Source organism: Streptomyces triticisoli (assembly GCF_003270085.1).
Lineage (GTDB): Bacteria > Actinomycetota > Actinomycetes > Streptomycetales > Streptomycetaceae > Streptomyces > Streptomyces triticisoli.
Window position 1 is genome coordinate 1 of sequence record NZ_QFDQ01000029.1, and the last position, 22,281, is coordinate 22,281.

Annotated in this window: 21 protein-coding genes, 2 tRNA genes and 1 pseudogene; 12 read left to right on the plus strand and 12 right to left on the minus strand. The window is 69.7% G+C overall.

Translation table 11 applies throughout. The features are described 5' to 3' along the window. The 7 genes and pseudogenes from DEP02_RS06050 to DEP02_RS34395 form a co-directional block, all read left to right on the plus strand. Positions 1-373, plus strand: a 373-nt coding sequence (locus DEP02_RS06050; RefSeq protein ID WP_157977373.1) for an FHA domain-containing protein, incomplete at its 5' end; no start/stop codon positions are given. A gap of 10 nt (positions 374-383) precedes the next feature. Beyond that, on the plus strand, positions 384-896 hold the full coding sequence (locus DEP02_RS06055; protein WP_112466300.1) for an FHA domain-containing protein FhaB/FipA: 513 nt from the start codon (positions 384-386) through the stop codon (positions 894-896). Positions 897-1,024: 128 nt separating this feature from the next. Continuing rightward, positions 1,025-2,620, plus strand: coding sequence for a Stp1/IreP family PP2C-type Ser/Thr phosphatase (locus tag DEP02_RS06060; RefSeq protein WP_232838978.1), 1,596 nt, complete (start codon positions 1,025-1,027; stop codon positions 2,618-2,620). Positions 2,621-2,647: 27 nt separating this feature from the next. Next, entirely contained in the window at positions 2,648-4,093 is a 1,446-nt protein-coding gene (locus tag DEP02_RS06065) for an FtsW/RodA/SpoVE family cell cycle protein (protein ID WP_112466301.1), read from the plus strand. After that, on the plus strand, positions 4,090-5,571 hold the full coding sequence (locus DEP02_RS06070) for a peptidoglycan D,D-transpeptidase FtsI family protein (RefSeq protein ID WP_112466302.1): 1,482 nt from the start codon (positions 4,090-4,092) through the stop codon (positions 5,569-5,571). Before DEP02_RS06065 ends, DEP02_RS06070 begins: the two co-directional genes overlap by 4 nt. Positions 5,572-5,741: 170 nt before the next feature. Continuing rightward, a complete protein-coding gene (pknB, locus tag DEP02_RS06075) occupies positions 5,742-7,727 on the plus strand; it encodes a Stk1 family PASTA domain-containing Ser/Thr kinase (RefSeq protein ID WP_112466303.1) in 1,986 nt (661 codons plus the stop codon). 893 nt (positions 7,728-8,620) lie between these two features. Next, a pseudogene (locus DEP02_RS34395) lies at positions 8,621-8,938 on the plus strand (restriction endonuclease); the annotation flags it as partial. Positions 8,939-9,083: 145 nt separating this feature from the next. Here the strand turns inward: DEP02_RS34395 and DEP02_RS34400 are convergent. The 5 genes from DEP02_RS34400 to DEP02_RS06105 form a co-directional block, all read right to left on the minus strand. Then, a complete protein-coding gene (locus tag DEP02_RS34400; RefSeq protein ID WP_112466304.1) occupies positions 9,084-9,863 on the minus strand; it encodes a class E sortase in 780 nt (259 codons plus the stop codon). Between the two features lie 14 nt (positions 9,864-9,877). Continuing rightward, positions 9,878-11,107, minus strand: coding sequence for a class E sortase (locus tag DEP02_RS06090; protein ID WP_112466305.1), 1,230 nt, complete (start codon positions 11,105-11,107; stop codon positions 9,878-9,880). Continuing rightward, entirely contained in the window at positions 11,104-11,742 is a 639-nt protein-coding gene (locus DEP02_RS06095) for an aminodeoxychorismate/anthranilate synthase component II (RefSeq protein ID WP_073950646.1), read from the minus strand. The genes DEP02_RS06090 and DEP02_RS06095 overlap by 4 nt, the downstream gene beginning before the upstream one ends. After that, entirely contained in the window at positions 11,739-11,900 is a 162-nt protein-coding gene (locus DEP02_RS06100; protein ID WP_112466306.1) for a hypothetical protein, read from the minus strand. Before DEP02_RS06100 ends, DEP02_RS06095 begins: the two co-directional genes overlap by 4 nt. Before the next feature lie 104 nt (positions 11,901-12,004). Next, the gene (locus DEP02_RS06105; protein ID WP_112466307.1) at positions 12,005-12,784 is read right to left on the minus strand and encodes a DUF881 domain-containing protein; all 780 of its coding nucleotides are present in this window, start codon (positions 12,782-12,784) and stop codon (positions 12,005-12,007) included. A 141-nt stretch (positions 12,785-12,925) separates the two neighbouring features. Between DEP02_RS06105 and crgA the strand changes: the two genes are divergently transcribed. Then, positions 12,926-13,180: a cell division protein CrgA gene (gene crgA, locus DEP02_RS06110; protein ID WP_112466308.1), complete on the plus strand. Its 255-nt coding sequence runs from the start codon at positions 12,926-12,928 to the stop codon at positions 13,178-13,180. 283 nt (positions 13,181-13,463) lie between these two features. On the opposite strand, the gene DEP02_RS06115 is transcribed toward crgA, so the two are convergent. Then, the gene (locus tag DEP02_RS06115) at positions 13,464-14,390 is read right to left on the minus strand and encodes a rhomboid family intramembrane serine protease (protein WP_112466309.1); all 927 of its coding nucleotides are present in this window, start codon (positions 14,388-14,390) and stop codon (positions 13,464-13,466) included. A gap of 141 nt (positions 14,391-14,531) precedes the next feature. Next, positions 14,532-15,065 (minus strand): peptidylprolyl isomerase, encoded by a 534-nt coding sequence (locus DEP02_RS06120; RefSeq protein ID WP_112466310.1) that lies wholly within the window; start codon positions 15,063-15,065, stop codon positions 14,532-14,534. A gap of 433 nt (positions 15,066-15,498) precedes the next feature. Between DEP02_RS06120 and DEP02_RS06125 the strand changes: the two genes are divergently transcribed. After that, positions 15,499-16,212 (plus strand): DUF5324 family protein, encoded by a 714-nt coding sequence (locus DEP02_RS06125; protein WP_112466311.1) that lies wholly within the window; start codon positions 15,499-15,501, stop codon positions 16,210-16,212. Positions 16,213-16,336: 124 nt separating this feature from the next. On the opposite strand, the gene DEP02_RS06130 is transcribed toward DEP02_RS06125, so the two are convergent. Then, positions 16,337-16,409 (minus strand) — tRNA-Ala (locus DEP02_RS06130). 182 nt (positions 16,410-16,591) lie between these two features. Between DEP02_RS06130 and DEP02_RS06135 the strand changes: the two genes are divergently transcribed. Further along, positions 16,592-17,140, plus strand: a complete 549-nt coding sequence (locus DEP02_RS06135; protein WP_112466312.1) for a helix-turn-helix domain-containing protein — start codon at positions 16,592-16,594, stop codon at positions 17,138-17,140. A 72-nt stretch (positions 17,141-17,212) separates the two neighbouring features. Beyond that, entirely contained in the window at positions 17,213-18,640 is a 1,428-nt protein-coding gene (locus DEP02_RS06140; protein WP_112466313.1) for a serine/threonine-protein kinase, read from the plus strand. 38 nt (positions 18,641-18,678) lie between these two features. Here DEP02_RS06140 and DEP02_RS06145 read toward each other — a convergent pair whose 3' ends face one another. Both DEP02_RS06145 and DEP02_RS34405 read right to left on the minus strand, forming a co-directional pair. Further along, on the minus strand, positions 18,679-19,824 hold the full coding sequence (locus DEP02_RS06145) for a hypothetical protein (protein ID WP_198668311.1): 1,146 nt from the start codon (positions 19,822-19,824) through the stop codon (positions 18,679-18,681). A 321-nt stretch (positions 19,825-20,145) separates the two neighbouring features. Beyond that, positions 20,146-20,274: a DLW-39 family protein gene (locus DEP02_RS34405; RefSeq protein ID WP_003999697.1), complete on the minus strand. Its 129-nt coding sequence runs from the start codon at positions 20,272-20,274 to the stop codon at positions 20,146-20,148. Between the two features lie 337 nt (positions 20,275-20,611). Here DEP02_RS34405 and DEP02_RS06155 point away from each other — a divergent pair, with 337 nt between their 5' ends. Next, on the plus strand, positions 20,612-20,965 hold the full coding sequence (locus tag DEP02_RS06155; protein WP_112466314.1) for a DUF6344 domain-containing protein: 354 nt from the start codon (positions 20,612-20,614) through the stop codon (positions 20,963-20,965). A gap of 346 nt (positions 20,966-21,311) precedes the next feature. Here the strand turns inward: DEP02_RS06155 and DEP02_RS06160 are convergent. Then, positions 21,312-21,388: transfer RNA gene (locus DEP02_RS06160), tRNA-Ile, on the minus strand. Positions 21,389-21,512: 124 nt separating this feature from the next. Next, positions 21,513-22,271 carry a DUF3566 domain-containing protein gene (locus tag DEP02_RS06165; RefSeq protein WP_112466315.1) on the minus strand — a complete coding sequence of 253 codons (759 nt, stop codon included), beginning with the start codon at positions 22,269-22,271 and terminating at the stop codon, positions 21,513-21,515. Positions 22,272-22,281: the final 10 nt, after the last annotated feature.

Below are 22,281 nucleotides of genomic sequence, written 5' to 3' on the forward strand. Positions count from 1 at the left end.
CATGCCGTCCGCGCCGCCGCCCGGCCGCCCCGGCGGCTACGGCTACCCGCAGCCCGCCCAGCGGCCCCCGCAGGTCCCGCAGGCCGGCGGCCGCACCCGCCACTGGATCGAGATCAACGGCACCCGCCACCAGATCTCCCGCCCGACGCTGGTGCTGGGCCGCAGCACCGACGCCGACGTGCGGATCGACGACCCCGGCGTCTCCCGCCGGCACTGCGAGATCCGGACCGGAACGCCCTCGACGATCCAGGATCTCGGGTCCACCAACGGCATCGTGGTGGACGGGCAGCACACCACCCGCGCTACGCTCCGCGACGGCTCGCGGATCGTCGTGGGCAGCACCACCGTTATCTATAGGCAAGCCGAAGGGTGAAGCGGGGGCAATGTCAGAGCTGACCCTCACGGTCATGCGGCTGGGTTTCCTGGCCGTACTGTGGCTGTTCGTGATCGTGGCCGTGCAGGTCATCCGCAGCGACCTGTTCGGTACGCGCGTCACCCAGCGGGGGTCCCGCCGGGAGGCCGCCAGGCCCCAGCAGGCCGCGCGGCAGGCCGCGCCTCCGCCCCAGCGAGGCCAGCAGGGCGGCGGCCGCCAGCGCCGCAACGCCCCCACCAAGCTGGTGGTGACCGAGGGCACCCTCACCGGAACCACCGTCGCGCTGCAGGGCCAGACGATCACCCTGGGCCGCGCGCACGACTCCACGATCGTGCTGGACGACGACTACGCCTCCAGCCGCCATGCCAGGATCTACCCGGACCAGGGCGGCCAGTGGATCGTCGAGGACCTCGGGTCCACCAACGGCACATACCTGGACCGGTCCCGGCTGACGACCCCCACACCGATCCAGCTGGGAGCGCCGATCCGCATCGGCAAAACCGTCATCGAGCTGCGGAAGTAGTGCTACGTCATGAATGAGCGCGAGCGGAGCGAGCACGCAGCGGCGGCCGTCACCCCGGGCCCCGGCGCGCTCCCGACCGGAGGGTGGGCACCGTGCGGATGTACCCGGAGCCGACGGGCGAGGTGCGCATGAGTCTGTCACTGCGCTTCGCCGCCGGATCGCACAAAGGCATGATCCGCGAGGGCAACGAGGACTCCGGCTACGCCGGACCCCGCCTGCTCGCCATCGCCGACGGCATGGGCGGCGCCGCGGCCGGAGAGGTCGCCTCCTCCGAGGCGATCTCCACCATCGTCGCCCTCGACGACGACATCCCCGGCTCCGACATCCTCACCTCGCTCGGCTCCGCCGTGCGGCGCGCCAACGACCAGCTGCGCGCCATGGTCGAGGAGGACCCGCAGCTGGAGGGCATGGGCACCACGCTCACCGCCCTGCTGTGGACCGGCCAGCGGCTCGGCCTCGTGCACGTCGGCGACTCGCGCGCCTACCTGCTGCGCGACGGCGTGCTGACCCAGATCACGCAGGACCACACCTGGGTGCAGCGCCTCGTCGACGAGGGACGCATCACCGAGGAAGAGGCCACCACCCACCCGCAGCGCGCCCTGCTGATGCGCGCCCTGGGCAGCGGCGAACACGTCGAGCCCGACCTGTCCATCCGCGAGGTCCGCGCCGGCGACCGCTACCTGATCTGCTCCGACGGCCTGTCCGGCGTCGTCTCCCACCAGACGATGGAGGAGACCCTCGCCAGCTACCAGGGCCCCCAGGAGACCGTGCAGGAGCTGATCCAGCTCGCGCTGCGCGGCGGCGGCCCGGACAACATCACCGTCATCGTCGCCGACGTCCTCGACCTGGACACCGGCGACACCCTCGCCGGGCAGCTGTCCGACACCCCCGTCGTGGTCGGCGCGGTCGCCGAGAACCAGCACCCCCCGCACGACAACGGCATCATGCAGACCCCGGCCGGACGCGCCTCCGGCCTCGGCCGCCAGGTCCCCGGACAGGGCGGCAGGGGCGGCGAGTTCGGCCCGCCCGGCTCCGGCGACACCACCGGCTACGTCCCCGCCGACGGCTACGGCGACTACGGCGACGACGACTTCGTCAAGCCGAAGAAGAGCCGCAGGTGGCTGAAGAGATCCTTCTACAGCGTGCTCACGCTCGCCGTCATCGGCGGCGGCCTGTACGGCGGCCACCGCTGGACGCAGACCCAGTACTACGTCGGCGCCAACGAGGAGCACGTCGCGCTGTACCGGGGCATCAGCCAGGACCTGGCCTGGCTGAAGCTGTCCAAGCTGGAGACCGACCACCCCGAGATCGAACTCAAGTACCTGCCGCCCTACCAGCAGAAGCAGGTCAGGGCGACGATCGCCGAGGGCGGCCTCAAGGACGCCCGCAAGAAGATCGACGAGCTGGCGGTGCAGGCCTCCGCGTGCAAGAAGGAGACACAGCGCCGGGCCGCCGAGGAGAACAACGCCAAGTCGGGCCAGGGCCAGGCCGACGGCACCACCGGCACAGACACCGGCACCGCGAGCACCACCGGCACCGCGAGCACCACGGGAACCACCCGCACCGCCTTCACGTCCAAGGCGACACCGACGCCGAACCCATCGGCGTCGAAGTCACCGTCGTCCCCGTCCACGTCCACATCCACGACCGCGTCCACTCCCAGCCCCGGCCCCACTCTCTCGGAGGAAGAGCAGAAGGTCGTCTCGCTGTGCGGTAAGCAGTAGGCAAGCCGTGAGAGGCCCTGTCACACGATGAGCAGCACTACCAACCCGTCGTCGCACCACACGTCCACGATCGGCGCGATCGGCGCACCGAGCCGGCGCAACACCGAACTCGCACTGCTGGTCTTCGCCGTCGCCGTCCCGGTGTTCGCCTACGCCAACGTGGGCCTGGCCATCAACAACCAGGTGCCCGCCGGCCTGCTGAGCTACGGCCTGGGCCTGGGCCTGCTGGCCGGCGTCGCCCACCTTGCCGTACGCAAGTTCGCCCCGTACGCGGACCCGCTGCTGCTGCCGCTGGCCACGCTGCTGAACGGGCTCGGACTGGTCGTCATCTGGCGCCTGGACCAGTCGAAACTGCTGCAGGCAATCCGCCAGGCGGGAACGGCCGCACCCCGGCAGCTGTTCTACACGGCGATGGGCATCGCCCTCTTCGTAGTGGTGCTGATCTTCCTCAAGGACCACCGCGTCCTGCAGCGCTACACCTACATCTCCATGGTCGGCGCACTGGTCCTGCTACTGCTGCCCCTGGTCCCCGGCCTCGGGCAGAACATCTACGGCGCCAAGATCTGGATCTCGGTCGCCGGATTCTCCATCCAGCCCGGTGAGTTCGCGAAGATCGTGCTGGCGGTCTTCTTCGCCGGCTACCTGATGGTGAAACGCGACGCGCTGGCCCTCGCCAGCCGCCGCTTCATGGGCCTGTACCTGCCGCGCGGCCGCGACCTCGGCCCGATCCTGGTCGTCTGGGCCATCTCCATCCTGATCCTGGTCTTCGAGACCGACCTCGGCACCTCCCTGCTGTTCTTCGGCATGTTCGTGATCATGCTGTACGTCGCCACCGAGCGGACCAGCTGGATCGTCTTCGGCCTGCTGATGTCCGCCGTCGGCGCCGTCGGCGTGGCGTCCTTCGAGCCGCACATCCAGACCCGCGTCCAGGCCTGGCTCGACCCGATGCGGGAGTACCAGCTGAGCCGGGCCGGCACCAAGGACGGCATCGTCCACTCCGAGCAGGCCATGCAGGCCCTGTGGGCCTTCGGCTCCGGCGGCACCCTCGGCTCCGGCCTCGGCCAGGGCCACTCCGACCTCATCCGGTTCGCCGCCAACTCCGACTTCATCCTCGCCACCTTCGGCGAGGAACTCGGCCTGGCCGGCATCATGGCGATCCTGCTGATCTACGGCCTGATCGTGGAGCGCGGCATACGCACCGCACTGGCCGCCCGCGACCCCTTCGGCAAGCTGCTCGCCATCGGCCTGTCCGGCGCCTTCGCACTGCAGGTCTTCGTCGTGGCCGGCGGTGTGATGGGCCTCATCCCGCTCACCGGCATGACGATGCCGTTCCTGGCCTACGGAGGCTCCTCCGTCATCGCCAACTGGGCCCTGATCGGCATCCTGATCCGGATCAGCGACACCGCGCGCCGCCCCGCACCCGCCCCCGCCTCCGACCCCGACGCCGAGATGACCCAGGTGGTCCGCCCGTGAACAAGCCCCTGCGCCGGATCGCGATCTTCTGCGGCCTCCTCATCCTCACCCTGCTCATCCGCAGCAACTGGATCCAGTACGCCAAGGCCGACAGCCTCAAGAACGACTCCGAGAACCGCCGCGTCACCATCGCCCGCTACTCCACCCCGCGCGGCGACATCATCGTCGGCGGCTCCCCGATCACCGGGTCGACGGAGACGAAGAGCAGCGGGCTCAACGACCTGAAGTACAAGCGCACGTACAAGAACGGCCCGATGTGGGCGCCCGTCACCGGTTTCGCCTCGCAGGCCTACGACGCCAACCTTCTTGAGAAGGTCGAGGACGGCATCCTCACCGGCAACGACGACCGGCTGTTCTTCCGCAACACCCTGGACATGATCACGGGCAAGCCCAAGCAGGGCGGCAACGTGGTCACCACGCTCAACGCGGCCGCGCAGAAGGCGGCGTACAACGGACTGAAGAGCCACGGCAAGGGCGCCGTCGTCGCCCTGGAACCGTCCACCGGCAAGATCCTGGCACTGGCCTCCTACCCGTCGTACGACCCCTCGTCGTTCGCCGGCACCGCCAACGCGGACGCCGAGGCCTGGAAGAAGCTCCAGAAGGAGAACAACCCCGACGACCCGATGCTCAACCGGGCGCTGCGCGAGACCTACCCGCCCGGCTCCATCTTCAAGGTGGTCACCGCGGCCGCCGCACTGGAGAACGGCCTGTACACGTCGGCGGAGCAGCCCACCGACTCGCCACTGCCCTGGGTCATGCCCGGCACCACCACCGAGCTGAAGAACCAGGGCGACATCCCCTGCAAGAACGCCACCATGCGTGAGGCGCTGCGGGTGTCCTGCAACACCGTCTTCGGCAAGATCGGCTCGGACCTCGGCAACGAGAAGATGCTCGCCGAGGCGGAGAAGTTCGGCTTCAACAAGGAGCAGTTCACCCCGGTCCGCGCCAACGCGTCGGTGTTCTCCGACGACATGAACAAGTCGCAGACCGCGCTGTCCTCGATCGGCCAGTTCAACACCGCCACCACCCCGCTGCAGATGGCCATGGTCACCGCGGCGATCGCCAACGACGGCAAGCTGATGAAGCCGTACATGGTCGACGAGCTGCAGACACCGAGCGTCGACACCCTCGAGCAGACCCGGCCCGAGGAGCTGAGCCGGCCGCTGTCGTCGAGGAACGCCCAGATACTGCAGTCGATGATGGAGACCGTCGTCAAGGACGGCACCGGCAAGAACGCGCAGATCAACGGCGTCACGGTGGGCGGCAAGACCGGTACCGCGCAGCACGGCGTCGACAACAAGGAGAAGCCGTACGCCTGGTTCATCTCCTACGCCAAGACAGGCGACGGCAGCTCGCCGGTCGCCGTCGCCGTGGTCGTCGAGGACGAGAACGCCAACCGCGGCGACATCTCCGGTGGCGGCCTCGCGGCCCCCATCGCCAAGAGCGTGATGGAGGCGGTCATCAACTCCAGGAAGTGACACCTGTCACGCCCCCTTCACATCGGTGCACGTTGGGATACCGGTCCTGTATCGGGTGACGGGCTTGGCCAGGTCACACAGAGCGATCCGGGTACGGTAGGCCCGGACAGCAGCCTCCGGCGGCACACGTGGTGCCGGTCGGGACCGACGGAGAGGGCTGGTAGGGAACTATGGAAGAGCCGCGTCGCCTCGGCGGCCGGTACGAGCTGGGCCATGTGCTCGGCCGTGGTGGCATGGCGGAGGTGTACCTCGCGCATGACACCCGCCTGGGCCGCACCGTGGCGGTGAAGACGCTGCGCGCCGACTTGGCGCGCGACCCTTCCTTCCAGGCCCGGTTCCGCCGGGAGGCCCAGTCGGCCGCCTCGCTCAACCATCCCGCGATCGTCGCGGTCTACGACACGGGCGAGGACTACATCGACGGGGTCTCGATCCCGTACATCGTCATGGAGTACGTCGACGGCTCCACGCTCCGTGAACTGCTGCACAGCGGCCGCAAGCTGCTGCCCGAGCGGGCCATGGAGATGACCATCGGTATCCTCCAGGGCCTGGAGTACGCCCACCGCAACGGCATCGTCCACCGCGACATCAAGCCGGCCAACGTCATGCTGACCCGCAACGGCCAGGTCAAGGTCATGGACTTCGGCATCGCCCGCGCCATGGGCGACTCCGGCATGACGATGACCCAGACCTCGGCCGTCATCGGCACCGCCCAGTACCTGTCTCCCGAACAGGCCAAAGGCGAACAGGTCGACGCGCGATCAGACCTCTATTCGACGGGCTGCCTGCTCTACGAACTGCTGACGGTCCGCCCGCCCTTCGTCGGCGACTCCCCGGTCGCGGTCGCCTACCAGCACGTCCGCGAGGAACCGCAGTCGCCGAGCGTCTTCGACCCCGAGATCACGCCCGAGATGGACGCGATCGTGCTGCGCGCGCTGGTCAAGGACCCCGACTACCGCTACCAGTCCGCCGACGAGATGCGCGCCGACATCGAGGCCTGCCTCGACGGCCAGCCGGTCGCGGCCACGGCCGCCATGGGCTCGGTCGGCTACGGTGCCTACCCCGACGACCAGCCGACCACCGCCCTGCGCTCCGAGTCCACCGCCGGCGCCACGACGATGCTGCCGCCCATGAACCCGGACGACGGCGGCTACGGCTACGACGACCGCCCGGACCGGCGGCGCCAGAAGAAGTCCAACACCTCCACGATCATGCTGATCGTCTCCGGCGTCCTGGTCCTCGTCGGCGCCATCCTCATCGGCATGTGGATCTTCGGCGGCGACGGCGTCAAGAACGACAGGGTGCCCGTACCCAACTTCGTCGGCCAGACGAAGAGCGACGCCGAGGACACGGCGAAGAACGTCAGCCTGGAACTGGCGTTCACCAAGGACACCTGTGACGACCAGCCCAAGGGCAAGGTCTGCTCGCAGAACCCCGAGCCGGACTCGGACGCCAAGAAGGGCGACACGATCAACCTGGTGCTGTCCACGGGGGCGCCGAAGGTACAGGTGCCCGGGGTGATCGGTCTCAGTCTCGACGACGCCAAGGCGAAGCTCGAGGGCGACGACTACCAGTTCAAGGTCGAGACCAAGTTCAGGGAGTCGACGCAGGACGCGAACAGCGTCCTTGATCAGAACCCGGTGAACGGCAAGGAAGTCGAGAAGGGCTCGACGATCACCCTCACCGTCGCCAAGGCCATCGAGAAGGCCACTGTTCCGAACGTCGTGGGCCGGACCTGCGACGAGGCCAGGGCCCAGATGGAGGGCAGCGGCCTCATCGGCGACTGCACCGAGGCGCCCACCGACGATCCCAGCCAGAACGACAGGGTCATTGGGACCGTTCCGGACATCGGCCAGCAGGCCGACAAGGGCTCCCGGGTGAACATCAAGATCGGCAAGTTCCAGCAGCAGGACAAGACGCGGGTACCGAGCGTCTTCGGGATGACCGTGGCGGAAGCCAGGCAGAAACTGGCGGAGTTCGGCTTCACCAACGTCCAGGTCGCCGAAGGCAACGACCCGAGCGATGAAGCACGCGTCTTCGGCCAGGACCCGAGGGCCAACAAGCCGGTCGACGACCCCGGCAGCACAGTGATCACACTGAGGACCGCCGGCGGAAACAACGGCGGCGGAAACGGCGGCTTCTTCGGTGGAGGCGGCTGACCCGACCGCTTCCCGGCCCCGACGACAAGAGCCCCGGCCCCCTTTCACGAGGGAAGCCGGGGCTCCGTCGTACCGCCGTCCCACCCCACCACAAACCTGTACGCAATCCGATCGTGTCTTCACATGTCACCACTCGTTGATCGGGTGGGGTGGGGAATCGGAACGCTCTGCCCCGACCACGTGGCCGCACACGAACAGAAGGGCAGAACATGATCAACGAGTCGGTACTCCTGGAATCGAAGAGCATGCGCAACAGCGTGCTCGACCGCACGGACGTCCTCGACAAGGTGAAGGCGCTGTCACTGCTGCCGGACGGGATGCATGTCACGACGGCGATGGTGGCGGCGTACTTCGAAGTCACCGTCGAAGTCGTCCGTCAACTGACCAGGCGCCACCGCGAAGAGCTCAATGCCAATGGCATGGTGGTTCTGCGAGGCGCTGACCTGCGAAAATTCGAGAGTGACAACATGTCACTCTCGACGGGCAGTTATCCACAGGCGCGCCGAAGCCTCACCATCTACTCCCGCCGCGCCGTCCTCAACGTCGCGATGCTTCTCCGCGACAGCGACATCGCACGTCAGGTACGCACCTACCTGCTCGACATGGAGTACCTGGCGCGCACACAGCCTATGGAAAACTCACCGCAGCCGCCCGCCGTCTCCCTCGACGACCGCATCGACCAGCGCATCAGCCACGTTCTCGGCAGGACCGTCGTCCCCATGTTCAACGCCCTGATCGAAACGTCGGGCGAGCACCGGCGGGAGCTGATCGCGCTCCGCGCAGGCGTCCAGCACATCGAACGGCGGCTGCAGCAGCACCACGCCCGCCTCCGCAGTCTGGAGAGCCCCCGCCAGGACCGTCCCCTCGCCGGAGTCATGGCCGCCATGGACGCCATGACCGGCCGTGAGTTCGAGGAGCACATCGCCATGCTTCTGCAACGCGACGGCTGCACCAACGTCGTCGTCCTCGGGCGCCACGGAGACCGAGGCGTCGACATCACCGCGCTCACCGCCGACGGTCGGCGCCTCGTCGTCCAGTGCAAGAGGTTCGCGCCCCACCTGCGAATCACCAGCCCCGAGGTCCAGAAGTTCGTCGGATCCGCCAAGGTTCTGTACGCCTCGGACGTAGCCCTGTTCGTGGCGACGTGCCGCTTCACCCCCGACGCCCTGAGCATCGCCGAGGAGGCCGGCATCACCGCCGTACACCGCGGGCTGCTGGAGAAGTGGGGCGCGGGCGACATGCTCACGGTCCTGAAAGTAGGACCGGAACGACAGCAAGGGGCCCGAAGCCGCAAGACGAAGTTGCGGCTTCGGGCCCTCGCCATGTTAGGTGACTGCCCCCCTCGAAGGGGGTCAGTCAGCTCGCCCGCAGCTCCTTCGGCAACGTCCGCTCGGCGTCCACCTTCTCCACCCGGACCAGCTCGCCCCAGACGATGTACCGGTACCGCGAGGTGTACACCGGCGTGCACGTCGTCAGGGTGATGTAGTGGCCCGGCTTCTTCACGCCCGACTCCTTCGGGACCGGGGAGAGTACCTCGACGTTGTACTTCGAGGTCTCCGGGAGGATGTTGTAGACCTTGTAGACGTACCACTTGTCCTTCGTCTCGAAGACGACCGGATCGCCCACCCGCACCTTGTCGATGTTGTGGAACTTAGCCCCGTGCCCGTCCCGGTGGGCGGCGAGGGAGAAGTTGCCCGTCTTGCCGGACGTCGGGAGGGCCGCCTTGACGGGGTCCAGGTAGTAGCCGGCCACGCCGCCGTTCAGTACGTCGTCCGACGTGCCCTTCTTGACCAGGACCTCGCCGCTGTGCATGGACGGCACGTGCAGGAAGCCGATGCCGTCCCTGGTGTCCAGCGCGCCGGGGCCGCCGGAGGCGGACTGGGCCCACTCGTCGCGGACCTTGTTGCCCTGCTGATCGGCCTTGCGGTCCGCCAGGACGTTCGTCCACCACAGGGAGTAGGCGACGAACAGGCCGAGGACCAGACCCGCCGTGATGAGAAGTTCACCGAAAAAGCTGACGGCGAGGGCCAGCGGGCCGGGCCGCCGACGGCGTCCCCCGGGGCCGGCAGCCGGCGCGTCACCGCGCCTTCGACTGCCGTCGCTGTGCTCTGCCGTGTCGTCCGTGGTCGCTGCCACTGTTCATCCGCCCTTTAACTGACGAGCGCATCCGGCTTGCCCTTGCTGCGCGGCCGTTCCTCGACCATCTTGCCCCAGACGATCATCCGGTACGTGCTGGTGAACTCCGGCGTGCAGGTGGTCAGCGTGATGTAGCGGCCGGGCTTGGTGAAGCCCGAACCCTTCGGGACGGGGTCGAGGACACCGATGTTGGCCGGCGACGTCACCGGCAGTATCGACGCCATCTTGTAGACGAAGTACGTGTCCTGCGTCTCGACGACGATCGGGTCGCCCGGCGAGAGCCTGTTGATGTACCGGAACGGCTCGCCGTGCGTGTTGCGGTGGCCCGCGAGCCCGAAGTTGCCCGTCTTCGCCTCCGGCATCGCCGTGCTGAGGCCACCCTCCGCATAGTGCCCGACCATGCCCTTGTCCAGCACCTTCGACTTGCTGATGCCTTCCGCGACCGGCACCACCACGTCCAGCTTCGGAATGTGCAGAAGGGCGAAGCCCTGCCCCGGCTCGAACGTCCCCGGGTTCCGCTTGCCGCTCGCCCAGTCGTTCTGCAACTGGCTCGCCTCACTGCCCGCCTGGGCCTGTGCCCGCACGTTCGTCCACCACAGCTGGTAGGTGACGAAGAGCAGCATCACCACACCCGTGGTGATGAACATCTCACCGATGACCCGGCTGACGACGACACCCGGGCTCGCCCTGCGCGCCCGTGCCTGCCGACGCGCCTCCACCCGCGACAGCGGCGCGGACGGCCGGTCCGCCGGCCTGTCCTCCTCCGGCCCCGTCTCCGCGGCGGACCCACTGCGGCCGTGACGGCGCCTGGCCGCCTTTCTGCGGGCCGCACGCCCACCCCCCGGAGGTCCAGTGGCCCCCGCGGCCGAAAACTCGCCAGGCGGCGGATCCGGGATCCGCAGCGCCATCGTCTCCTCGTCGACGACAGGCGGAGCGGGGTGCGGAACGGAATGCGGGGCGGAATGCTGCGGCCCGGGCTGTGCGTATGCCGTCACCGCGTCACCGGCCGGCTCGTACGGCACCCCCGCCGACCCCGCCCGGGTCGCCCCCGGGTCCGCGTAAGGGTCCGCGTAAGGATCCGCGTAGGGGTCCGCGTAGGGGTCCGCGTAAGGATCCGCGTACGGCCCCTGAGGCACGCCCTGCGCCCCCGCGCCGCCGTACCACTCCCCGAACGTACCCGGCTCCCCATACGGCTGCTGCCCGTACGAGGTGTCCGTCTCGCGCTCGGGGCGCAGCGCGGTCACGCCGTGGCCCTGCCCACCACCGGGGCCAGCCCCGCCGATCTCGCCACGGCCCCCTCGTCGCCGCACTCCACCAGCCAGTTGGCCAGCATCCGGTGCCCGTGCTCGGTCAGCACCGACTCGGGATGGAACTGCACACCCTCCACGGGGAGTTCACGATGCCGCAGCCCCATGATGATGCCGTCGGGCGTACGCGCCGTCACCTCCAGCTCCGCGGGCACGGTCGCGGGCTCGGCGGCCAGCGAGTGATAGCGGGTCGCCGTGAACGGGGAGGGCAGACCGGCGAAGACGCCCTTGCCCCCGTGCTCCACCGGCGAGGTCTTGCCGTGCAGCAGCTCGGGCGCGCGGTCCACCACACCGCCGTACGCCACCTGCATCGACTGCATGCCCAGACACACCCCGAAGACCGGAACACCGGTAGCGGCACAGTGACGGACCATCTCCACACAGACACCGGCCTGCTCGGGCGTGCCCGGACCCGGCGAGAGCAGCACCCCGTCGAAGCCGTCCTGGGCGTGCGCCGTCGACACCTCGTCGTTGCGCAGCACCTCGCACTCGGCCCCCAACTGGTACAGGTACTGGACCAGGTTGAAGACGAAGCTGTCGTAGTTGTCGACGACGAGAATCCGCGCGCTCACTGGTTGTCCACCGTCACATCGTTGAAGGGAAGCAGCGGTTCGGCCCACGGGAAGACGTACTGGAACAGGGCGTAGACCACAGCCAGGACCAGCACCAGTGAGATCAGCGCCTTCACCCACGCGTTCCCCGGCAGATGCCGCCAGATCCAGCCGTACATGCCGTCCCTTCCGTCTCCCCCGGCACCAGACTCACGCCGTACACCACCAGACTAACGGCGCGGCGCCCAAGGTTTCGCTGCCTTCACGCGGCCGGACCGCTCCGCTACTCCACGGGCTTCGCGTAGTGCAGGTCCACTGTGCCCGAGTAGCCCGGAAGAGTCACCGTCCCCTCGTCGGTGACCTTCCAGCCGAGGCCGTAGACGTTGACGTACACCATGTAGTTCTGGATCGCCGGGGAGTCGGCGAGCGCCTTGCGCAGCTTCTCCGGGTCGCCGACCGCCGTGATCCTGTACGGCGGTGAGTACACGCGGCCCTGAAGGATCAGCGTGTTGCCCACGCAGCGCACCGCGCTGGTGGAGATCAGCCGTTGGTCCATGACCTTGATGCCCTGGGCGCCGCCGTTCCACAGCGCGTTGACCACGGCCTGGAGGTCCTGCTGGTGGATCACCAGGTAGTCGGGCTGCGGCTCGGGGTAACCGGGGAGTTTCGCGGTGGCGTCCGGCGGGGCGTCGTCGAGGGTGACCGTGATCGCCCTGCCTTTGAGCTTCTGCGTGCCCGCGCTCTTCTCCAGGCCGGCGAGCCTGTCGCCCCGGGCCTTGCCGTCGCCGTCGCCGCGCCGGGCGAGGGACTCGATGTCGTCGCGCAGGGCCGCGTTGGACTCGTCCAGTTCCTTGTTCTTGCGGCTGCGCTCCTGGACGAGGTCGGACAGCTTCAGCAGGGACGCGTCCGTGCGGATGTTGGTGCCCTTGGCCGTGTTGAAACTGGTGAAGAAGATGAGCCCGGCGAGGGCGAAGACGGCCGCGGTGAGGATCCGCACGGGCCTCAGGCGGCGCGAGCGGGCCGGTCCGTCACCCGTCGCGGGGAAGTCGGCGGAATTGCTCAACGTACCCTTATCTCCTTCTGCGCCGCGGAAGCACTACGCTAACGGACGCCCGGGAGAGTACTCAGTGTCCCCTTGTACGCTGCCCCGGAGCCAGCCCAGTTCCCTGCGCGGCCACGCAGCGCATCGACAGGAGAGACCCTCGTGCCGAAGTCACGTATCCGCAAGAAGGCCGACTACACCCCGCCGCCCGCCAAGCAGCCCGCGAGCATCAAGCTGGAGAACCGCAGCTGGGTGGCGCCCGTCATGCTGGCCATGTTCCTCATCGGTCTGGCCTGGATCGTCGTCTTCTATGTGACCGACGGCTCACTGCCCATCGACGCCCTGGGCAACTGGAACATCGTGGTGGGCTTCGGCTTCATCGCCGCCGGATTCGCCGTCTCCACGCAGTGGAAGTGACGTCGGCTTCCCGGTGACCACAGCTCTGCCCACAGCTGTTCGCTGAGTTATCCACAGGTCGGCGTAAAGCGTCCACAGGGAACTGGGGAAAAGCCCCGATCTGTGGATAACCTTTCCGCCGTTGACGCCCGTACGACTGTCACACCACCCCCCGACACCCCCGCCCCCTCCCTGACCTGCACAAACGCAGGCGGCAGGGGGCACGCTTGTTCCCACAGGCTATGCACAAGATTCGCCACCGTCTGTGGACAACGGTAGGGCCGCGGGGTTTCCGGCCGTGGTCTCAGGTGAGCTGAGCCGTTCTGAGCAGCGCCAGCACCACGACGACCGCCAGCACCAGCGCACAGGTCCCGTACTGCACCAGGGTCCGCCGCTCGCGCGGGGCGTGGACCATCGCGTACCCGATGACCGCGCCGGCGACCAGGCCGCCGATGTGGGCCTGCCAGGCGATGTTCATGCCCGGGCTGAAGGTGAAGATCAGGTTGATCGCCAGCAGGATGATGATCGGCCGCATGTCGTAGTTGAGCCGGCGCATCAGCACGGCGGTGGCGCCGAACAGGCCGAAGATGGCGCCGGAGGCGCCGAGCGAGGGCTGGCTCGGGGACTCGAGCAGATACGTCAGCGCGCCGCCCGCGAGGCCGGAGACGAAGTACAGCGCGAGGTAGCGCGCCCGGCCGAGGGCCGCTTCCAGGGGGCCGCCCAGCCACCACAGGCCCAGCATGTTGAAGGCGATGTGCCAGATCTCCTTGTGGGTGAACATCGAGGTCACCAGGCGGTACCACTCGCCGCCCGCGAGGCCCGTGGTGGGCGTGAACGGCGGCGGCGGCCACGCGCCGAGCAGGACCAGGTACTGCAGGAGCGAGGAGTCGGCGTGGACCGCGATGAACACCGAGACGTTGATCCCGATGAGGATCTTGGTGAGCAGGCGGGGGTCGGCGGTCACGGTGCCGCCGGCCAGGGTGCGGGGCCGGTTCGCGGCGGGCGCGTGGCCGGTGCCGGAGCCGCTGCGGACGCAGTCCGGGCACTGGAAGCCCACGGAGGCGTTCACCATGCACTCGGGGCAGATCGCCCGGTCGCAGCGGGTGCAGCGGATGCCGGTCTCGCGGTCCGGGTGGCGGTGGCAGGTGGGCAGGCGGTGGGCGTCCTGCGGGCCCTGCCCCGTCGGGTCCTGCCCCGTCGGGCCCTGCGTGCTGCCTGCTGCCTGGTCCATGGGGGTCCCCTCGATTCGTCGTGGGCGGTGCGCGGCTGCGGCTCCTTCGGGCAAGGCACCGCCCCGCTCATCCTTACGGACGAGCGGGGCGATTGGTTCCCTCGAGTTCCCTCGGGGAGTCGTCGGTCCGGGCCCTCGGGCTCAGCCTTCGCGGGTCTCGACGACGACGGACTCGATGACGACGTCGTCGACGGGACGGTCGGTGCGCGGGTTGGTCTGCGTGGTCGCGATGGAGTCGACGACCTTCTGACTGGCCGGGTCGGTGACCTCGCCGAAGATGGTGTGCTTGCGGTTCAGCCAGGTCGTCGCGGCGACGGTGACGAAGAACTGCGAGCCGTTGGTCCCCGGGCCGGCGTTGGCCATCGCCAGCAGGTAGGGCCTGTCGAAGGAGAGGTCCGGGTGGAACTCGTCCTTGAACTGGTAGCCGGGACCGCCGGTGCCGTTGCCCAGCGGGTCACCGCCCTGGATCATGAAACCGCTGATCACCCGGTGGAAGACCGTGCCGTCGTAGAGCTTCGCCGTGGATTTCTCGCCGGTGGCGGGGTGGGTCCACTCGCGCTCGCCCTTGGCGAGCTCGACAAAGTTCCGGACCGTCTCGGGGGCATGGTTCGGCAGGAGCCGGACCTCGATGTCGCCGCGGTTGGTCTTCAGGGTGGCGTAGAGCTGCTCAGCCACGATCTGCCTTCCGTTGTCTTCCTGTAACTCCCCGATCCTCGCACGGCCTGCGCCGTGCGTCGCCCGGCGGTGGTTTCCGGACGGACATTCGCCGGATTCGGTTGCGCGGCACCCGGCCGGTCCTCCCGGGTCGGGAGCGCGGCGCGACGATCCGTGGCATTGTCGACGAAAAGACCCTATTGCTCCGCACCCATCCGATTGATCTGATGTATCCGATCCATCCGATCAACCTGTTTTACCCGCTATCGCATGATCCGCCATCGCACGTGATCGTCTCGCGGCGGGCTCCTGACCGGAAGGGCCGCTGTGGTCGCCGAAGTCATGGCCCGTGACCCGGATGCCCGTCATCACATGCCCCCGGGCGCGTGGACAGGCATGATCCGTAAAAGGGTGGAAAGTCGAAATACCGTACGCCACCGAGGAGGAGGAACCCGTGACCCGCATCGACAGCGTGCGCGCCGCGACCGGCTCGGCGAAGGACAGCGTGCTGCACGCCGCGGAAGTGGTGGCGCCCTACGCCGACACGGCCAAGGAGAGGGCCGCGCACTACGCACACGAGGCACGCGTACGGCTCGCGCCGAAGGTGTCGCTGGCCGCCGACCAGGCCCGCGTCCAGTACGGCGCCCATGTCGCACCCCGGCTGGAGCAGGCTCGTGCGCAGGCCATGGCCCATGTGCCGCCCAAGGTCGACCTGGCCGCCCAGCAGGCGGCCGAACGGACGCGTAGGGCCGCCCGGCAGGCCGCCGAGTATTCCCGGCCGAGGATCGAGCATGCGAGGGCCGCGGCGGGGCCGGTCGCGGACGAGGCCGCCGCGCGCGGTGCCGCCGCGCTGGTCGCGCTGCGCGGTCAGGTCCCGGCACGGAAGATCCAGAAGCTGGCCCGCAGGCAGCAGCGGCGGTGCCGGGCGGGCCGTGTCGCGAGGATGTTCGCGGTGGCGGGCGTGCTCGCCGGTGGTGCCTTCGCCGCCTGGAAGTGGTGGGACAAGCAGGCCAACCCCGACTGGCTGGTGGAACCGCCGGCCGCCACGGAGGTGCCCGAGTCCGGTGGGCTGGCCTCGGTCGACGGCAGCGGCCAGTCCGTACTGGACCCGGAGGTCCAGGCGAAGCAGGCCCAGGAGGAGGCGGCTCGCCGCGACGAACGCGGCTGACCGCCTCCCGGTGGCGCGGCCATCGGCCGACGAGGCACGAAGCAGCTCCTCCTGATCCGTTCCCCGGATCGGGGGAGCTGCTTTCTCGCGTCCACGTCCGTGCCCACGGCCGTGTCCGTGTCCGTGGAGCCTAGGGGAGTCGAACCCCTGACATCTGCCATGCAAAGACAGCGCTCTACCAACTGAGCTAAGGCCCCGGAAGAGGAGCATCCGGCCGGACATCGGGCTGCCGGTCGGGTGCCGCAGACCAGAGTACCGGGTCACCCCCCGGATCCCGCAAAAGGATTGGGGGTCCCCGTGGCCGACCACTCTCCGTAAGATGCTCGGCGTGGTTCGCTACAGCGAACCTCGGTACCCGGGGAAGCGATGGGGAGACGCAATGGACGCCGCACAGCAGGAAGCGACCGCAAGAGCGCGGGAACTGCAGCGGAACTGGTACGGGGAGCCGTTGGGGGCGCTCTTCCGCAAGCTCATAGATGATCTCGGGCTCAACCAGGCCCGGCTGGCGGGGGTGCTGGGGTTGTCCGCGCCGATGCTGTCGCAGCTGATGAGCGGCCAGCGCGCGAAGATCGGCAACCCGGCGGTGGTGCAGCGGGTGCAGCTGCTGCAGGAGCTGGCGGGGCAGGTGGCGGACGGCAGCGTCAGCGCGGCCGAGGCCACCGAGCGCATGGAGGAGATCAAGCGGTCGCAGGGTGGCTCGGTGCTCAGCAACACCACGCAGTCGACGAACAGTTCGGGGGCGCCGACGGTCAAGCGGGTGGTCCGCGAGATCCAGTCGCTGCTGCGCTCGGTCGCGGCGGCCGGTGACATCATCGACGCGGCGAACGTCCTGGCCCCGACCCACCCCGAACTGGCGGAGTTCCTCCGGGTGTACGGCGCGGGCCGCACCTCGGACGCGGTCGTGCACTACCAGACCCACCAGAACTGACCCGGCGGGGGCCGTGTCCCCCCGCCGGGGAGGACACGGGGGTGGCCGCAGGGGGAGGAGCGACGCACAGCCATGGGTGAGGTCTTCGCCGGCCGGTACGAGCTGGCCGACCCGATCGGACGCGGTGGAGTGGGCGCGGTCTGGCGTGCCTGGGACCACCGGCGTCGCCGGTATGTGGCCGCCAAGGTGCTGCAGCAGCGCGACGCGCACTCGCTGCTGCGCTTCGTGCGGGAGCAGGCGCTGCGGATCGACCACCCCCATGTGCTCGCACCGGCCAGCTGGGCCGCCGACGACGACAAGGTCCTGTTCACCATGGACCTGGTGGCCGGTGGCTCACTGGCCCACCTGGTCGGGGACTACGGTCCGCTGCCCCCGGCGTTCGTCTGCACCCTGCTCGACCAGTTGCTGTCGGGGCTCGCCGCGGTGCACGCGGAGGGGGTCGTGCACCGCGACATCAAGCCCGCCAACGTGCTGCTGGAGGCGACCGGGACGGGCCGGCCCCGGCTGCGGCTGTCGGACTTCGGCATCGCGATGCGGCTGGGCGAACCGCGGCTGACGGAGACCAACCTGGTGGTGGGGACGCCGGGTTATCTCGCGCCCGAGCAGATGATGGGTGCCGAACCGGACTTTCCCGCCGATCTGTTCGCCACCGGTCTGGTCGCCCTCCATCTGCTGCAGGGTGCCAAGCCCGACGCCAAGGCGCTCGTGGAGTACTTCGTGGAGCACGGGACGCCGGGTGCGCCCCAGGGCGTGCCCGAGCCGCTGTGGCAGGTCGTGGCCGCGCTGCTGCAGCCGGACCCGCAGTCCCGGTTCCGTACGGCGACGGGTGCGCGCAAGGCCCTCGTCGCGTGCGCCGAGCTTCTGCCGGAGCCGGGTCCGGACGACGAGCTGATCGAGATCTTCGACCAACTCGGACCGCTGCCACCGGGGTTCGGACCGGAGGGTCCGCTCAGGCGTAGCCCGGGGGTGACGGTCGGGCCCGGTGGGGTGGCTGGGTCCGCCGACGCCTCGGAAGGAGCCGTCGTACCGGCTCGGCCCGGCACCGGGGCTGTCGCAGCCGGCTCCGCGGACTCGGGCACGGGTGCCGTCTCGTCGCCCCAGCGGCTCGCTCCCCGGCAGGGGACCGGGCCGGTGCCGGAGCCGGACGGCAGCGGGTCGTCTGCCGGTCCGGCCCAGCCCTCCACGATGTCGGACACCGGCAGCTTCCACCTGCCGCCGCCGCAGGCCGTTCCGCCCGCGCAACCCACGCCGGCCGCTCCTCCGGCCCAGGTCCTGCCGCCCTCCGGCGGCGTGCCGCCCGAACCCGTGCTCCGCGCCGATGCTTCCACTGCTTCGTACACCGCTCAGGACCCGCGGGTTCCCGTTCCGGCTCAGAAACGCTCCCGCCACCGTGCCGCACGTCCTCGCCGTCCCGGTCCGCCCGCCAGGGTGGCGGTCCCGCTGCTGCTGCTCGCGCTGGCCTGCTACGCCGTGGGTTTCTGGGCGCTGACCCGTCAGTGAGGCCCGCCCGGGCAGGGTGCGGTCACCCCGTCCGCGTCCTACAGGGCGCCCGAGGGGCCCGAAGCATTCGGGTCGTGAGCGGTGACGTCGAAGAGCTGCCCGGGTTCGGACCGGCCCGCGTAGTCCGGTCCGGGCCGTGCCTCACCGTCCACCCGCACGCGCAGGGTCAGGCCGTAGGGGCCCTCGCCGAATCGTTCGGCGGTCTGGGCGGCGAGGTGCACGACCAGGTAGTGGAAGCCGGCGAACCGCAGGCTCTTCACCTGGTCGGCGAAGCCGTAGCGGTTGGCGTGGGCGACGGGCGGCAGGGTCGCGAGGCCGGCCGAGGTCTGCCGGCCGCTGTAACCGGCGTACGCCTCCTCGACGTGTCCGCGCACCGGGTTGTACAGCGACAGTGTCAGCGCGCCGCTCACATAGCCGCTGCCGCTGCTCGAGCTGCCCAGTTCGGCGGTGGCGTGCGGCTGCTGTCCCCAGTCGACCGGCACCCGGTAGAAGAGGGTCTGGCCGGGCCGTATCCGGGTGCGCCAGGCCCCCGGTCCGATCGTGCTCGCCGCGGCGAATCCGGCGCCGCCCGCGCGTTCCACCTCCTGGCCGGTGACCGGCTCGGGCGAGGCGGAGTTCCAGGACTCGGGCGCTCTTGTCGCTCCGGTGTGTCCCAGGGGCGGCTCCGAGAACACGGCGAGTTCGAGGGGCCAGGTGTCGGACGAGGAGCCGTCGGCAGCGATGCGTTCGACCAGTACGTAGTACGTGCCGGCCCCCTGGCACAGTGTGCGGCCGGGGGAGGCGTCGCGTGCCCCCCAGGCGGCGATGGGGTGCGGGCTGCGGCTCGCGCCGAAGCGGGCGGTCTGGAAGGAGCAGGAGGAGCCGTGGGCGTCCTGCACCGAGATCCTGAGACCGTCGGTGGCGGCGACCGTGGTGCCGGCCGCGGGCACCGCGGTGGCGGAGACGTACGCGGCGGAGGTGGCGTCGAGGTCGAGGCGGTAGGAGAGCTTGCCGTCCCTGGGCAGGGAGCTTCTGTAGGTGCGGCCGGGCTGGAGGCGTTCGGCGTCCGTGGTGCTCGTCGTCCCGGTGACGGGCGGGGCGCCGTCGGTGAAGGCGTACGACCCCGGTGACCCGGCCGCAAACGCGTGCGGCCCGGGGACGGCCGCCGTCAGGGACAGCGCCGCCGCGGCGACGGCCAGGCGCACGGCGGGGTGGTGCGGGGGTCGGCGAGCGCGCCGGTCCCGCCGGTCGCGCCGGGGGCGTCCCGTCCTCGTCCGCCGTCCCGCTCCGCCCCGTTCCATGCCGCGCCACCCCTCGCGTCTCGTCGCTCCGGACGTCGCCCATCCTGCCCCGCGCGCCGCTGGGCCATCCGCGCATTCCGTACGAGCGTCCGAAACGTCCGCCTCCGGGAGCGGGCCCTGACCCACGAGGCGCGCCCGCGCAACAGGAGGCCGGGCCCGCGGGCCCCGACACAAAACCCCGACCGCTCGGGCGGCCGGGGTCTGCTCAGTACCGGATGCCGGTGCTCACGAACCCGTGGGCACGGAGTCAGTCGCCTCCGTCCACAGATCCTGCTCGGCGCGATCCGCCTGGATCTGGCGGTACACGAGGAGCCCGCCGATGGCGGCCAGTGCGACCAGGAGAAGCTTCTTCACCGCGCGACCTCGTCTTTCCTTGACGTAGGGGACCTCTGGCGCCCGACTATACACACCGGCCGATACCGATCGGTGACCTGCGTCGGCCCTCAACTGCCGTGTGCGCGAGCGCAGTAGGCGCGGGCGAAACCGCCCGGACCGGAGGGTGGCCGCACCCGCACGGACGGTGATTTCGACCACCCTCCTCCCTTCTTGGCAGCTTTTCGCCGCTCATGCGCCCATCCGAGTGGTGTTCATCCGAAGATCGCGGTGTCACGGGCGTCGGTCCACCACTTCGCGGCCCTCATACACATCATGAGCAAAGTACGCAAATCGCCCAACCCGAAAGTGAGGGGACATGGACCAGCACAAGGTCATGAAGCTGTGGACCGCCATCGTCACTGCCTTCCTCGCGCTGTGCACGGCGCTCGGACTGATCACCACGACCGCCTCCACCGCCGCGGCCGCGGAGCAGCCCGAGACGACGCCCAAGCGCACCGCGCCGGTGCCGGCCCAGCCGACGTCACCCTGGTCCAGAGTGCATGCACGGTCCCTTCCCCCCACGATGAAACAGCGCATCCGCGCCGAGGCCCACGGCAAGACCCCCGCATGCCGCCACCGCCCGACGGCCGACAGCCCTTCCCTCGCCGCCGATCCCCAGTGCGTCCCCGCCGGTCCACCGGCCCGGCCCACCATCCCCCTGCAACGCTGACAGCACCGCACCGGCCCCGCCGGTGCCCCTCCGCCCGCACCCATGACACAACGGCGACATTGCGTACAGCACCAGCCGCAACCCCGAAGACCCCCGGTCACCCCGACCGGGGGTCTCCGCGTTCCCGCCCCCGATCCCTCTCGGTCTCCCCGGTCTCCCCGGTCTCCCCTGGGCTCTCCCGCTCTCCCTCGGCTCCTGCGATCCGGGGGCTTTCCGGCGTTGCCGGCCGTGTCTCTCCGCCTCTGCGCGTCTGCCGCCCGCGCCCGCTGGACACCGGCCGATGCCCGCCCACGTCAGCTGTAGACGCAAAAGGTCACCTACTCAGATGAGCAGGTGACCTTCTCGCTGGTGGGGCTAACAGGATTTGAACCTGTGGCCTCATCCTTATCAGGGATGCGCTCTAACCAACTGAGCTATAGCCCCGCCGCGCTCTGCGGTATATGTTCCGCGCGCTGACTCCTGAAGGTTAGCGCACGAGGGGGGCAGTCCCAAAATCGATTGGCGAGGGACCGTCGGCGGACATTCGCGAGGCGCGTCGAGCCTCGCGTCACTCGTCCTCGGCCAGCGTCAGCTCGATGCCGCCGACGAAGCCCGCGGAGAGGTTGTAGATGAACGCTCCGAGGGTCGCCAGGGCCGTGGCGAGGACCACGTCGATGACGGCGATGACCGACGCGAACATCAGGACGTTCGGGAGCGACAGGAAGGACTGCAAGTCGAAGCCGTTCGACTCGTTCGAGCCGGTAGCCTCGGAGATCGTCCCGCCGACCGTGGAGAACACGCCCATCGCGTCCATGACCATCCACAGCACGGCGGACGCCACGACGGTGCAGATGCCCAGCGCGATGGAGAGCAGGAAGCTGACCTTCATCACCGACCACGGGTCGGCCTTGGCCACGCGCAACCGTGCCTTGCGGGTGCGCGGCACGGTACGCGCGTCCGTGCGCGGCCGGCGCACCGCACTCGCGGGTGCGGGCGCCTCGGCCGACGGATAGGCCTGCGGCGGGTGGTACGGCCCCGAGGGCTGCTGCGGCTGCCGCTCCCCCGGCAGCGGAGAGCCCGCCGCCTGCTGCGGGGCCCCCGGACCCGTCTGCCGGCCGGCCGCGTTCCGGTCCTGCTGGGGCTGTGTGCCTCGGGCGTCCGTCACCGTTGCCCCCTGGGATCCGTGCGCGTCGGTCGCGGGCGACTTGATCGCCTGCAGGTTGGTCGTGTGCGTGTCCGTCGCACGCGCGGCGGAGCCACGGCCGCCGCCGTTCGTTTCCGTACCAGTGGAGGTACCGGCCGACCCGGCGCCCGTGGCTCCGCTCACGATGACTCTC

Bases quoted from the DNA above. Each gene is read 5' to 3' on its own strand.
- DEP02_RS06055 (WP_112466300.1), top strand. From the start codon at position 384: ATGTCAGAGCTGACCCTCACGGTCATGCGGCTGGGTTTCCTGGCCGTA.
- DEP02_RS06060 (WP_232838978.1), top strand. From the start codon at position 1,025: ATGAGTCTGTCACTGCGCTTCGCCGCCGGATCGCACAAAGGCATGATC.
- DEP02_RS06065 (WP_112466301.1), top strand. From the start codon at position 2,648: ATGAGCAGCACTACCAACCCGTCGTCGCACCACACGTCCACGATCGGC.
- pknB (WP_112466303.1), top strand. From the start codon at position 5,742: ATGGAAGAGCCGCGTCGCCTCGGCGGCCGGTACGAGCTGGGCCATGTG.
- DEP02_RS06100 (WP_112466306.1), bottom strand. From the start codon at position 11,900: ATGTACGGCTGGATCTGGCGGCATCTGCCGGGGAACGCGTGGGTGAAG.
- DEP02_RS06115 (WP_112466309.1), bottom strand. From the start codon at position 14,390: ATGGACCAGGCAGCAGGCAGCACGCAGGGCCCGACGGGGCAGGACCCG.
- DEP02_RS06135 (WP_112466312.1), top strand. From the start codon at position 16,592: ATGGACGCCGCACAGCAGGAAGCGACCGCAAGAGCGCGGGAACTGCAG.
- DEP02_RS06140 (WP_112466313.1), top strand. From the start codon at position 17,213: ATGGGTGAGGTCTTCGCCGGCCGGTACGAGCTGGCCGACCCGATCGGA.
- DEP02_RS06155 (WP_112466314.1), top strand. From the start codon at position 20,612: ATGGACCAGCACAAGGTCATGAAGCTGTGGACCGCCATCGTCACTGCC.